This is a genomic window from Paenibacillus phoenicis, assembly GCF_034718895.1.
Taxonomy (GTDB): Bacteria; Bacillota; Bacilli; order Paenibacillales; family Paenibacillaceae; genus Fontibacillus; species Fontibacillus phoenicis.
In genome coordinates, this window is sequence record NZ_JAYERP010000001.1 from 4,291,087 (window position 1) to 4,303,879 (window position 12,793).

Annotated in this window: 10 protein-coding genes; 8 read left to right on the forward strand and 2 right to left on the reverse strand. The window is 58.4% G+C overall.

From position 1 onward, the window contains the following. The first annotated feature begins 6 nt into the window (after positions 1-6). From U9M73_RS20115 to U9M73_RS20145, 7 genes are read left to right on the forward strand one after another with little or no spacing between them, the layout of a single operon-like run. A complete protein-coding gene (locus U9M73_RS20115) occupies positions 7-1,452 on the forward strand; it encodes a lipopolysaccharide biosynthesis protein (protein ID WP_260070518.1) in 1,446 nt (481 codons plus the stop codon). After that, positions 1,391-2,911 carry a polysaccharide deacetylase family protein gene (locus tag U9M73_RS20120; RefSeq protein WP_260070517.1) on the forward strand — a complete coding sequence of 507 codons (1,521 nt, stop codon included), beginning with the start codon at positions 1,391-1,393 and terminating at the stop codon, positions 2,909-2,911. Before U9M73_RS20115 ends, U9M73_RS20120 begins: the two co-directional genes overlap by 62 nt. A 12-nt stretch (positions 2,912-2,923) precedes the next feature. Next, positions 2,924-4,054 (forward strand): glycosyltransferase, encoded by a 1,131-nt coding sequence (locus tag U9M73_RS20125; RefSeq protein ID WP_323078817.1) that lies wholly within the window; start codon positions 2,924-2,926, stop codon positions 4,052-4,054. Between the two features lie 2 nt (positions 4,055-4,056). Beyond that, positions 4,057-5,340, forward strand: coding sequence for an O-antigen ligase family protein (locus tag U9M73_RS20130; RefSeq protein WP_323078819.1), 1,284 nt, complete (start codon positions 4,057-4,059; stop codon positions 5,338-5,340). Next, a complete protein-coding gene (locus U9M73_RS20135; protein ID WP_323078821.1) occupies positions 5,309-6,562 on the forward strand; it encodes a glycosyltransferase in 1,254 nt (417 codons plus the stop codon). Before U9M73_RS20130 ends, U9M73_RS20135 begins: the two co-directional genes overlap by 32 nt. Further along, positions 6,559-7,773: a glycosyltransferase family 4 protein gene (locus tag U9M73_RS20140; RefSeq protein ID WP_323078823.1), complete on the forward strand. Its 1,215-nt coding sequence runs from the start codon at positions 6,559-6,561 to the stop codon at positions 7,771-7,773. The genes U9M73_RS20135 and U9M73_RS20140 overlap by 4 nt, the downstream gene beginning before the upstream one ends. Further along, entirely contained in the window at positions 7,751-9,172 is a 1,422-nt protein-coding gene (locus tag U9M73_RS20145; protein WP_260070512.1) for a sugar transferase, read from the forward strand. The genes U9M73_RS20140 and U9M73_RS20145 overlap by 23 nt, the downstream gene beginning before the upstream one ends. A 4-nt stretch (positions 9,173-9,176) precedes the next feature. Here the strand turns inward: U9M73_RS20145 and U9M73_RS20150 are convergent, their stop codons facing one another. Together U9M73_RS20150 and U9M73_RS20155 are read right to left on the reverse strand one after the other, a co-directional pair. Continuing rightward, positions 9,177-10,481, reverse strand: coding sequence for a right-handed parallel beta-helix repeat-containing protein (locus U9M73_RS20150; RefSeq protein ID WP_323078828.1), 1,305 nt, complete (start codon positions 10,479-10,481; stop codon positions 9,177-9,179). After that, positions 10,474-11,547, reverse strand: coding sequence for an LCP family protein (locus tag U9M73_RS20155; RefSeq protein ID WP_323078831.1), 1,074 nt, complete (start codon positions 11,545-11,547; stop codon positions 10,474-10,476). The genes U9M73_RS20150 and U9M73_RS20155 overlap by 8 nt, the downstream gene beginning before the upstream one ends. Positions 11,548-11,797: 250 nt before the next feature. Here U9M73_RS20155 and U9M73_RS20160 point away from each other — a divergent pair, with 250 nt between their 5' ends. Next, positions 11,798-12,787, forward strand: a complete 990-nt coding sequence (locus U9M73_RS20160) for an NAD-dependent epimerase/dehydratase family protein (protein ID WP_323078832.1) — start codon at positions 11,798-11,800, stop codon at positions 12,785-12,787. Positions 12,788-12,793: the final 6 nt, after the last annotated feature.

The following is a 12,793-nucleotide window of genomic DNA, read 5'->3' on the forward strand; positions in this document are numbered from 1 at the left end:
CCAAACATGATAAGAAAATTTAACTTCCAATTTATCCGCCATCTTAGACAGCTTGGGGAACTGCTGCGGCTCCAAAACGTGCCCGCCCTGCTGTGGAAACTCAAGAACGACGGGTTCCTGAAGAACGTAGCCGTGCTGGCCAGCGGAACGGTTGTCAGCCAGGTGATCGTGATGGCGACGCTGCCGGTGTTGACGCGCCTTTACTCGCCAACTGAATACGGGACGTACTCGATGTACCTGTCGATTATCGGGATCTTGCTGATGGTGATTTCGTTCTCCTACGAAAATGCCATTACGCTGCCGGAAGACGACCGTACCGCCTCCAACGTGCTCAGTCTGTCCCTGCGCATCTGTATCGGGGTCAGCATTGCCAGCGGCATCGGGATTCATATCCTGGAGGAACCGCTGTCGGCTTGGCTGCACGAATCTTATTTGACGCACTATTATCTGTTCTTTATCGTCAGCTTGTTCGGAGCCGGGTTCTATCAAATCCTGAACTACTGGTCGATCCGCAAAAAATACTTTAAGCAGCTGGCGCGAACGAAATATACGCAAAGCCTGAGCCAAGTATCCTCGCAGATTGGTTTGAGCTTGTTCCACCTCGGGCCGTTAGGGCTGATCATTGGGGATATCATCGGCCGATTTGGCGGATTGCTGCCGCAGTGGAAGCTCTGGCGCCGAGATGTCAAAAGCCAGGCCATCACCTCGGATTGGGCTGACTTGAAGGAGAGCGCCTACCGATACCGGCGGTTTCCGTTCCTGTCGATGGCCGCCGGGCTGCTGAACAGCGTTGTCCTCTACGTACCTACCATCCTGCTCGCTTCGTTCTACGGCCCGCAGGTGGCCGGCTGGTTCGCGCTTTGCCAGCGGATTCTCGGCTCACCGATGACGCTGATCATGACCTCCGTTCGCAACGTGTACTTGGCGGAATCCGCCGACTCCATGATCAACCATCCCCACAAACTGTATCCCTTATTCCGCAAAACGGTACGCAACGTCTTTCTGTTCGGCGCCTTGGTTATTTTTATCATCGTTGGGGTAGGTCCCTACCTATTCTCGTTCCTGTTTGGCGAAGAGTGGGCCCGGTCAGGCAGCTTTATCCGCATTCTCTCGATGATGTACTTAAGTCAGTTTGTCGCCAATTCCGTTGGATCCACGATCGACGTGATGGAACGGCAGGATCTGCATTTGTACCGGGAGATCATTCGGACGGTGCTCATTTTGGGCTCTTTGTATTTCGCCTGGCATACGCACCAGTCGGCCGAAATGGCCATCGGGCTGTTCAGCGCTGCATCTACGTTGGGGTACGCGCTGCATCTGGGGCTGTCGTGGCATTCGGTGCGGAAGTACCGGGGGGCAGAGGACAAGGCGGAGGATACGCTAGAAACCGTTGAAATCATTGCAGCCGAAGCTGCTGCGGACAGATCACTACTGGGCAAGGAGCGAGGTTAACGGGATGCTGACGATTTATTCGCCTCCAGCAAGGGCGGCCGAGAGAGAATACATCTACCGCGTGATTTTGGGCGAGTTCCTTGGTCTGGACTATACCATCATTTACCGGGACGGAGAGCATGTTGAATTGACCTGGGCATCGGGAACGGCTGCAGAACGAGAGGGGGAGGCAGCCTCTAGCAGACTCCTCCGCATGCCGGACGTGCTTCTGAAGACGCCCGACCGGATATGGCTGACCTCCGCTTCCTTGCCGAAGCTGCCGCTGGATCGGTTCAAGAAACCAACAAGAGGAACGGGGGAAGAACTGCTGCCGGTTATCTATGGCAAAAAAGGACGGACAGGCGCTTACATCGAGCCGTTAAACGAAGAGGGCGAGGAAGGCTGCTATCTTGGCGTGGATGTGTTCGGCAGCTGTTTGTTTATGCTGACGAGGTATGAAGAGATTGCGGTCCAGGAGCGAGACGGGCACGGCCGGTTTCCGGGATACCGTTCTCTCGCCTGGCGCGAGTCCTTCCTGCATCGCCCGATCGTCAATGAATACGTGGAGCTGTTGTGGGAACTGCTGCACGGGCTGTGGCCGGAGCTGGCCCGCAGGAAGCGAGAGGCGGCGATTTACCTGAGTCATGACGTGGATTATCCGTTCTACGTTTACGGCCGCAGCCGACTGCGGATGATCCGCGAAGTGATGATGGACGCTGTTCGCCGCCGGGATCTTGATTCGGCCCGTAAGAAAGCCGGGGTGCTTCTTCGATCCCGACGAGCACTGGACCAGGATCCGTTCAACACGTTTGGCTGGTTGATGGAGCTAAGCGAACAAGCCGGGCTGCGCAGCGCCTTTTATTTCATCACCGAGGAGCATCAAGACAAATCCGGGATTGACGGCAACTATTCCATCGACGACCCGGCGATCCAGCAGCTTCTGCAGGAAATCCATGCCCGGGGGCATGAGATCGGGCTGCATCCGGGGTACTATACGTTTTTGAATCCCGCACGGACCCGCAGACAATTTGAGAAGCTGCGGGAAATTGCTGAAGCTGGTGGCATTCATCAGGTAGCTTGGGGCGGGCGCCAGCACTATTTGCGCTGGCAGGCGCCGGACACATGGCAATTCTGGGAGGATGCCGGACTGGACTATGACGGCACGCTTGGATATGCGGACCAGGCGGGCTTCCGCTGCGGGGTTTGTTATGAATTTCCGGTGTTTAATCTAAAGACCCGGCGGGAGCTGGCATTGCGTGAGCGTCCACTCATCGTGATGGACCAAACCATCCTGCACCCAGAGTATATGGGGCTCACCCTCGAACAAGCCTATGAAACGATCCGCTGGCTATACCTGGAATGCCGGAAGTACAATGGCGACTTCACGCTGCTGTGGCACAACAGCCAGCTCGTGAAATCGTCGGATCGCTGGCTTTACCGCAAGGTGGTACTGGAGCTGCTCGGGTCAACGCAGCCGTAAGGGGGAGAATGCGTGAGAATCGCCTATTTGATTCATTGGAACGAAGGGCCGGAGAGCGGCGTATTCAAAAAAATCATCAGCCAAGCACGAACCTGGCAAGCGCTAGGCCATGAAACGGCGCTGTTTCTGTTCAGCCGGGATACGGCCGCGGCTTGGACGGAAGCGGAAAGCTGCGGGCTGCCTGTCTTTCGCGTAACGTATCGCGGCAGGTTGGGCCGGGCCCCCCGATTTAAAGCGTTAACTGCCCGAGTGCGCGCCTGGAAGCCGGACGTCATCTACCACCGCTATGATTTGTATTATCCCTCCTTGCCTCGGCTGCTCCGGGATCACCCGTCCGTGCTGGAGATTAACACGGATGATCTTGCGGAGCTGGAGTTGGAAAGCGGCGGGCTTGGGCTCCGCCGCATGTATCACTTGCTGACGCGCCGCTTCGTCTTGAGAGCCGCCGGAGGATTTGTGTTCGTCAGCGGGGAGTTGGCTGAAACAGCGAGCTTCCGGCGGTACGTGAAGAACGATTATGTGGTGATCGGCAACGGTATCCCGTTGGATCAGTTTGGAGCAACCGCTGTGGAGGATGCGGCGAATCACTCGGACTCTGATCCAGTGCGGTTTGTGTTTATCAGTTCGCCGGGCCAAGCCTGGCAGGGCTTGGACGAGATCGCCCGGCTGGCCGCCGTTAAGTCGGACTGGCAGTTTGACATCATCGGTCCGGAGCGCGGCGAGCTGGAGGAGGCTGGCCTGCAGGTGCCGGTGAACATGGCGTTTCACGGCCAGTTGACACGTGATCGTTATCAGCCGCTGCTCGATCAGGCCGATATCGCCATCGGAACGCTGGCGCTGTATCGCAAAGGCATGAAGGAAGCCTCGCCGCTGAAGGTCCGCGAATATTTGGCCAACGGCCTGCCGGTGATCGCGGCCTACCGGGAGACGGATTTTCCGGAGCCGGTCCCCATCTTTCTCCAACTGCCGGGCGAGCCGGCGAACATGATCCGCCATCTCTCTGAGATTGAACGCTTTGTCCGCGAATGGCGGGGGCGGCGGGTGGAACGGGAGCAGGTGCGTCACTTGGACGTCGCCTTTAAAGAGGCGGCGCGGGTGGCTTATATGCGGCGGATTGCTGGGCGGCAGGAAGGAGGGGGCTGAGGATGGTCGAGACCAGTCTGATATGGATCGGATTGCTGGTTGCGGCCGTCATATTTTTTAACCTTCAGTGCCTATTGTCATTAATAATGAAAGTGGACGCCGCCTACCTGTTTGCGTTTTGCATCTATTTCGATTTCTTTGCCTACTTCTACAAGCTGGCCGTTCCCGGGGAATCGTTAATCCTGTTAGTTGGAGCGCCGCTGCTGCCGGTGGGTGCCGCTCTGCTGCTTAAACCGTCAATTGTCCTGGAGACGCTGCGGGATCAAGGGATTTGGCTTTGGGCGATTTTTCTCGGCTATGCCCTCATCTCGCTGACCTGGGCTCCGGCTGAATCCAACGGATTCATGAAGGAAATTATTCTGTTGGCGCATGGCGTTGTTCCGGCGCTGTATATCTATCTCGTCTATCGAAAATACGGCCGGTTTTCCTGGAGCATCGTCGCCTGGGCCGGCTTGGCTTACGCGGTGTTGCATCTGCTGCTAGGCGAGTACAACGAAGAATATCCCGGACGGTTAACGCTTCCTGGCGGAAATCCGATCTTTAACGCCCGGACATCGCTGATTACGGCAACGGTATGCCTTTGGGCGCCGCGGATTCCGCTGCCGCTCAGGCTTCTGTCGCTGGGCGTCGCGCTGGCTTCGGCGCTGGCCACGCAGTCTCGGGGGCCGCTGGCGGCTTTTCTGCTCGCCAACGCGCTGTATTTGGGCGTATGGTTCATCCGTCAATTCCGGGTGCGGAAGCTAAGGAAACTGTCGCGTTTCACTGTGCCGCTGCTGTTTCTGGCGATCGTAGCGGGTGGAGTCGCATCGGCTTATGCGGAGCAATTGGAGGATTGGGTGGAAAACAGCCGGTTTATGGTCCTGTTCGACCGAAATCAGCTGCAGGGCGACGATAACTATATCGGCCGGTTGGACTTGCAGACAAGGGCCTTGGAGAAGCTGGAGTCCACTCCGTTTCTCGGGGCCGGGCTAGGCAGCGTCACGCCTCCCTTAGCCCGGGATTTTCCGCATAATCTGGTGCTGGAAATCGCAGCTGAAGGGGGATTTGTGGGGTTAACATTATGGACATTCGCCCTGCTGTTCTCTTTAGGGGCGGCTTGCCAACGTGCGCCGGTGCTGGCCATCCTGCTGGTTCAGTCGGTGGGTTACTCCCTGCTCAGCGGGGACTTTGGTTACAACTACGAATACGTGGTGATGGCCGTGACAGGATTGGCGCTGCTGCCGGTCAAGCAACGGGAAGGAGTGGGGATCCAACGTGAAGCTCTTATTTGTGATCACCGGATTTGATTATGCGGGAGCGGAAAACCAAGTGCTGCTGCTGTGCCGCGAACTGCGGGCCAGAGACTGCGAGGTCCGTCTGGTGACGATGATACCGCCGGTGGCGTACTTGGAGGAGCTTAAGGAGCTGGGGATTGAAGTTGTCAGCCTCGGCATGAAAAAAGGGGTACCGGACCCTCGGGCGATCTGCCGGCTTACCAGCTTGATTCGGCGGATGCGGCCCGATGTGGTCCATAGCCATCTGGTGCATGCGAATATTTTGGCGCGTGTCACGCGGTTGTTTGTGCGCATTCCGTTTTTGGTCTGCACTGCCCACAACGTCAACGAAGGGGGCTGGCGGCGGGAGCTGCTGTACCGGCTTACCGATCCGCTGGGGGACCTGCTGACCAATGTCAGCCAGGAAGCGGTGCGCATATATACTGAGCGCAGAATCGCGCCAGCCCGTAAAACCCGGTTGATGGAAAATGGCATCGATCTCAGCCGCTTCGCCGAGGATCCCCGACAACGCCGGCAGTTGCGGGCAGAGCTGGGGGTGGAGCAAGGGGGCGCATGTGAGGCGGAGGAACGCGGGGAGGAAGTCCGGGCCGGAACAGGTGGAGAAGGTGAACAAGCCGTTGTGGAGAGCGCGGGGCTTCCGCAGGAGCCGTTTGTCTGGCTGGCTGCCGGACGTTTCGTCCCGGAGAAGGATTACCCGGCTATGCTGCTAGCCTATGCCGAAGCGCGGCAGCGCTTTGCGAACAGCGTGCTGTGGATCGCCGGAATCGGACCGGAACGGCCGCGGATCGAACAGCTGGCGGCGGAGCTGGGCTTATCGGCATACGTGCGCATCCTCGGCATTCGTACGGACATGCCGGCCCTGATGCAAGCCGCTGATGGATTTGTCCTGTCCTCGAAATGGGAAGGGTTGCCGATCGTACTGCTGGAGGCTTGCGCCAGCCGGCTGCCGATCGTTGCTACCGCCGTAGGCGGCAATGCCGAGGTGGTGCTGGACGGCGTAAATGGCCACCTGGTACCGGCGGCGGAGCCGGCCGCGCTGGCTCGTGCGATGGAGCAGGTGATGGCCCTGCCGCCGGAGGAGCGGCGAGCCATGGGGCAGCGCGGTTGGGAACACGCTGCGGCCCATTATGACATTTCCCGTGTCACCGGGAAATGGATTGAGCTTTACGAGCAGGCATCCGGCCGGAAGCTGCCTTCTGCCCGAATGTTGTCCAAGGAGGCGCATAAAGGATGACGCAAACGCGAAAAGCCGCTTATATCGCAACGGTATACGCCCATTTGGCGGCGTTCCATCTGCCTTTTATGCGCGATCTGCGGGTTGCCGGGTTTACCGTTCATGCCTACGCCGCCCCGGATCACGGCCGGGAAGAGGTGGACGCCGCGGGGTTTACGTGCCGGGACCTGCCGTTTAGCCGCAATCCACTGGCCCCCGGGAACGTTCGAGCCTTGCGGGAGCTCGTGGACTGGCTCAAACGGGAGCGATATGACCTGATTCATGTGCATACGCCCAACGCAAGTGTGGTCTGCCGGGTGGCCGCCTTAATGGCAGGCCGTCCGTATCCTAAAGTCGTTTACACCGCGCACGGTTTTCATTTTTATACCGGAGCTCCTTGGTTGAACTGGCTGTTGTATTACCCGCTGGAGCGGCTCTTATCCCGGTGGACCGATATTCTCGTGACGATCAACCGGGAGGATGCCCGGCGGGCGGCCGCCTTTCCGGTGCGTGGCCGCAGCGTCTACGTCCCCGGGGTTGGCGTAGATCTGACTTTATATTCGGACGCGGCCTTGGGGGATGGAAATCGCGAGCAGCAACGCCGCGAGTTGGGCTTAGCCCCGGACGATTTCGCCGTGCTCTGCATTGCGGAGCTGAACCGCAACAAAAATCAAGCGCAGCTGATTGAAGCGATCGCGGAGCTTCGGCGCCGAGGCGTCCCGGCCGTGCTGCTGCTGGCCGGGGTTGGCCGGGAGGAAGCGCGGTATCGGCAGCTCGCCGCGGCAGAGGCCGTGCGCTTCCTCGGCTATCGCCGCGACGTGCCGCAGCTGCTGCAAGCAGCGGACGTCCTGGCGCTCGCGTCGCGGCGTGAGGGCCTGCCCAAGGCGCTGCTGGAGGGGCTGGCCGCCGGCAAGCCGTTGGTGGCCACGGCGGTGCGCGGCAGCCGCGATCTCGTCGCCCCCGGCCGCAACGGCTACCTCGTTCCGGTTGGGGACGTGCAGGCCACCGCCGAGGCGCTCGAGCGGCTGCAGCAGGACGCCGGGCTGCGGCAGCGCATGGGCGAGTACGGCCGCAAGCTGGCGCGGCTGTACGATTTGGAGCAAATTCGCCGCGACGTGGCGGCGATGTATACGCAGCTTGGGGTGCACAAGCGGGCAGAAGCTTGGGAGGATCAGCCGCGCTTGGAAGACGCGGAGGGGGAAGGGATTTATGATCAAGCTGTTTCGGAATAATGGGATGAAGGCGGTGCTTCTCCTTCTTGATCTGCTGGCGATATATGCCAGCTACTGGCTTGCTGCCGGACTGCTGCCGCAAGGGAGCTGGAGCCAGCCCGGTGTGCTGGGGGATTCATCATTCGGTAGCGCCCCATGGTTAGGGATGTTAACGGTGATGACGTATTATTTTTTTAACTTATACGATTTGGCAGGACGGCGGAAGCCGGCGCAATTTCTATGGAATTTACTGCTGGCCCAGTTATTCGTCGCCGCGGAGCTGATCGTGTTCAGCTATGCGAGCAAATGGTTGAGCTTGCCTCCGCGTCTGTTGCTCTTTACATTTGCCGCCCAGTTGCTGTTATCGTTTGGCCTTCGGTTGCTGTTGTTTTACATCCAGAGCAAAGGATTTACCCGCAAAAAGACGTTGGCCGTGGTCAGCGCTGAAGCTCCTGGTGAAGAAGCGCTGCGCGGCATGTTGGAACAGGGCAAGCCCTGGTTCCGCGTTGAGCGGATTGTACGCGCGGACAGTGGAGAGGCGGGCGAAGCACTGCCGGAGCAGGCATGGGAAGGGATGGAGACGTTGCTCATCGGTCCAGGGTTGACTCCCGAAACGAAGGCAGCATGGGTTCAGGCCGCAGGGAAAAGAAATATGGAAGTGGTCATCGTTCCCGATTTTTACGAGCTGTATCTCGCCGATGCCGAGCCGCAACAAATTGGCGATTTGCTGGTGTATTCGCTGATACCGCCGCAGTTGACGCTGCCGGAGCGCCTGTTCAAGCGCCTTTTTGATCTGACGGTATTTTCGGTTTTGCTGCTTGCCGCATCCCCCGTGATGCTTGCGATGTTCCTCCTCATCCCGCTGACGTCGCGAGGGAAGGCGCTGTATGTTCAGGAGCGCATCGGGCTGCATGAAAAGCCGTTCTCGTTGTACAAGTTCCGCAGCATGGTGGATGGAGCAGAAGCCGCAACCGGCCCGGTGCTGGCCGGGCGGAACGATGCCCGGGTGACCCGGCTGGGCCAGTGGATGCGCGCCACCCGGATCGACGAGCTGCCGCAGCTGTTCAACGTGCTGCTTGGTCATATGAGCTTGGTAGGGCCGCGGCCGGAGCGGGCGTTTTTTATTAACCGGTTTAAAGAGGAACTGCCGCATTACACGTATCGGCTGATGGTGAAGCCGGGGTTAACGGGATATGCCCAAGTGATGGCAGGGTATGCCACCACACCGTCCGACAAGCTGCGTTATGACTTGATGTACATCAAAAGATATTCGCTGCTGCTCGATCTGAAGATCCTGTTCCAGACGATCCGGGTCGTGCTTCAACGGGAGCAAGCCAAAGGCGTGGAGGCAGGCGCAGCGGCAACGTCCACGGCAGCGGGAAAGGATAGCGAAAATGCCTCCACCGGCCTCCAAATCTAATGAATTACTTGGCCGTATTGTCCGCCAGCGTTCCTGCTCCCGATGCCAGCGCTGCCCTAGCTTGCTCCGACAAGCGGATAGGGGTTTCCGCGCCGGTAATTACGTTATCGGCAATGTGGAAGCTGCCGATTTGGTCGAGGCGGATCCCGCTTGAATCGGGGAAGGGCTGGCCTTCGCCGTTTTCGATGACGTTGCGCTCAATGACGACGCCGCCAGCCGAGCCAACGTTGGCCTCAATCGCAGCATAGAAGCTGCCGCTTCCCCCGATGGTATTGTCGGACACGGTTACATCGCCGGCATATACGGATATGGCAGAGTACATGTCCTGCGGCAGCGGGTCCTTGGGCGTAACGAGATAGCGGTTATCTCCGGAGTAGGAGTTGAGGATCCGGTTATTTTTGACGACAACGCCTGGGGCGGAGATTTTGATGCCGCGTTTGGCGGTGTGGTGGAGGATGTTCCCGGAGATGACAGAATCCGATCGCGGCGAAGAAGCAGGCGGCTGATCAAAATAGATTCCGTCCGCATCCTCTCGCGGGGTAATATAAGAAATCAGGTTGCCTGTAATGCTGACGCGGCGGGCGATCGTGCGCCCCGGTTCGCTCCAGGCCATAATCCCCCGCGCGACGGGGGCGATTTCTCGCGCGGAGATTCCGGTGATCGTGCAGCCGAGGATATTGATGTCCAGAGTGTTGCCGTAGATCATAATGCCGGCGACGACGGTAGTGGACAACGGGTGCTGCGGATCGGCCGGCTGGTTCAAGTCCTGGATCGTACTATTCACAATTTGCACGTTCGATGATCCGCTGTGCACGCCGATCCCGCGGGTCAGCCGTGAACCGCCGTCGATCACGATGCCGTCGATGCGGACCTTGCGCCCCTGGACGGAGACGGCCTCAAAGCCGTATCGGGCTCCGCTGATCGCACGGAATTTCAGGACAGGCCGGCCCAGCCCGCGGAGGGTGACGCCGCTGCGGATCGGCAGCGGCTCGTCCAGAGCGAGCAGATACGTGCCAGGGGGGACGAGGACGGTCGTGTTATGACCGGTGGCCGCCGCTTGCCGAAGCACGCGCAAAAAAACAGCCGTATCATCTGTGAGGCCGTCGCCTTTGGCGCCGGCCTCCTTTACGTTGAAGGTGGGAGCGGGAAAGGGGGAGTTCGCCTCCCAACGCAGCAGCAAGGCCCAACTCAAGCCCAAAATCAACAGTGCAAGGAGCAGCCACCGGCTCTGACGCCGGCGCGGATCACCGCCGCCTCGCTTCGGGCGAAGCGGGCCGTTTGGATGTGGCCAGAGAGATTTTTTACTCATTGGGCTCATCCCCCAGAAGCTGACGGGACATCTCGGACCAGGCCGTCATATTCGGAATCCAGTAGTACAGTTCAGCGCCGACCAACGGGTCCTTCGCTTTGCCGCTGCTCCCCGGAAACTGCACAAAATACATCTCCTCGGGATCAATGCTGCGAACCATCCAGGCCAAGCTCAGCATATCGGCATCGGTCAGATTGGTGTCCAAAATGTCTTCCTTCACTTGCCGGATCAGCTCGGGCAGACGGGTCAGGTTATCCGGAACGAGCAGCCTGCGGGCAATCGCCTGCACGACCAGCGCCTGATTTCGCTGCCGGGCGTTGTCGCCGTCTTCCAGCGATTTGCGCTCGCGGACGAAATCGAGAGCCGTTTCGCCGTTCCAGTGCTGTTCTCCTGCAGGCAAAGTCCAATAATTGTAGGTCAGCTTAACGGGAGCCTCCAATTTAACGTCGATGCCGCCGATCGTATCCACGAAATGCTCAAACCCGCTGAAGTTGGTTTTGACGTAATAGTTGATGGTGCAGCGGCATAAATTGCTGACGGCCTGAATTGCGGCGAGGGTGCCGGCGTGGCTGCCTTTGCCGCGGGCTTCCGCCATGGCATGGGCATGGTTGATCTTGGTCAGTCCAATGCCGGGAAGGTTGACCTGGGTATCGCGCGGAATGGATACAAGGTTGACGGTATTGTCCTCCGGATTGACGTGGGCGAGCAACAGCACATCGGTGCGCGAAGCTTCCTCTGCCCGAGCGTCAGTGGCGAGCAGCAGCAGGTTAAAGCTGCCCCGGGCTCCGCGAATCTCCTCTGACGAAGGGGCCGCACCGGCTTTTCCTGCCGTTCCATTATCAATAACACCAGTTTGCCCAGAGCTTGAAGCTTCGTCGCCGATGCCTTCCTCCGTATCCGACAGTACATCTCTACCGGTACGCTCCGGCGTAGCCAATACCGGGATCTCGGTGCCCCGAAAATGCCGTGAAGGCTCGTATTTCAAATAGGCGGTCAGCAGTCCGAAAGCCGCAAGGAGCAGAAGAATTACCGGGATTGCCACTTTTTTGGGGATTTTGAATTTCATTCGTTTTTCCACTCCGTCTCTAGCGATTCGAGTAGATCTCGTGAAAGGGTTTCATAGCAGTATATTCGTGGAAACTGAACCGTATGCTCGGAATGAAGGAATCTGCCAAGCCAGCGTCAGAGTGCGCGAATGCGTGCAAAAATGACGAAATTCCAGCATTTTACCAAGTCTATTTCGGACTAGACCTACATAAGGTGGTGGAAATGGGGCGAATGCCGATATTTTTTTAGGGAATAGGGGAGTCGAGCCGATGAAAGTGCTAGTCACGGGGGGAGCGGGGTTTATTGGGCGCCACACAGTCAAGCGGCTGGTGGAAGAGGGGGAGCAGGTGGTGGTGGTCGATACCGGGTTGCCCGGGAATCTAAGGAAAAAAGATGAGTTGGTTACATACTACGCGACGGACATTATGTCCGATGAATTGGAGTTGATCTTTGCCGAGGAACGACCGGATGCCGTTATTCACCTTGCAGCCCAAACCAGTGTCCGTCGCTCCTTGCAAAACCCAACGGCCGACGCCGAGACGAATATCCTGGGGACGATCCAACTGCTGGAGCAATGCATTCGTTTCGGAGTGCGGCGGATTGTCTTTGCGTCATCGGCCGCGGTGTACGGGAATCCAGACCATTTGCCGATCAAAGAGTCGCAACGACCGGAGCCTTTGTCTTTTTACGGTGTGTCGAAACGGGTTTCCGAGATGTATATCCAATCGTTTAGCGAGCGCTACGGGCTGGAGTATTCGATCCTTCGGTATGCCAATGTTTATGGGATACGGGAGCGGCGTACCGGTGAGGATGGAGTGCTGACCGCGTTCGTCGAACGACTGATTGCGGGCCTTCCTCTGGAGGTGTACGGAGATGGCTCGCAGACGCGGGATTTCGTCTATGTGAAGGATATCGCAGAGGCGAACGTGCAGGCGCTGCGATGCGCAGGCAGTCAGATTATAAATGTCAGCAGCGGGCGCGGTATCTCTATTCTGGAGGCGTTGGGGGTCTTATCGGAGATATCCGGCCGCCATGTGCTGCCGCAATTCCGTCCCGCCCAGCCGGGGGATATTGACCAGAGTGTGCTTGATAACGGCAAAGTTCGGGAGATCCTCTGGTGGGAGCCGCGATATTCGCTATATAATGGATTAGTAGAGATGATGGAATTCGAAATGGAAGCGAGAAAAAATCCACTGCTCATCCAGCGAACCAACTACAGTGAACCATCGGTCTTCTTTTTTGGGGGGAGCCTCGGATAAACGACG

Coding starts and splice junctions, on each gene's coding strand:
- U9M73_RS20115 (WP_260070518.1), top strand. CDS start 7: ATGATAAGAAAATTTAACTTCCAATTTATCCGCCATCTTAGACAGCTT.
- U9M73_RS20130 (WP_323078819.1), top strand. CDS start 4,057: ATGGTCGAGACCAGTCTGATATGGATCGGATTGCTGGTTGCGGCCGTC.
- U9M73_RS20140 (WP_323078823.1), top strand. CDS start 6,559: ATGACGCAAACGCGAAAAGCCGCTTATATCGCAACGGTATACGCCCAT.
- U9M73_RS20145 (WP_260070512.1), top strand. CDS start 7,751: ATGATCAAGCTGTTTCGGAATAATGGGATGAAGGCGGTGCTTCTCCTT.
- U9M73_RS20150 (WP_323078828.1), bottom strand. CDS start 10,481: ATGAGTAAAAAATCTCTCTGGCCACATCCAAACGGCCCGCTTCGCCCG.
- U9M73_RS20155 (WP_323078831.1), bottom strand. CDS start 11,547: ATGAAATTCAAAATCCCCAAAAAAGTGGCAATCCCGGTAATTCTTCTG.
- U9M73_RS20160 (WP_323078832.1), top strand. CDS start 11,798: ATGAAAGTGCTAGTCACGGGGGGAGCGGGGTTTATTGGGCGCCACACA.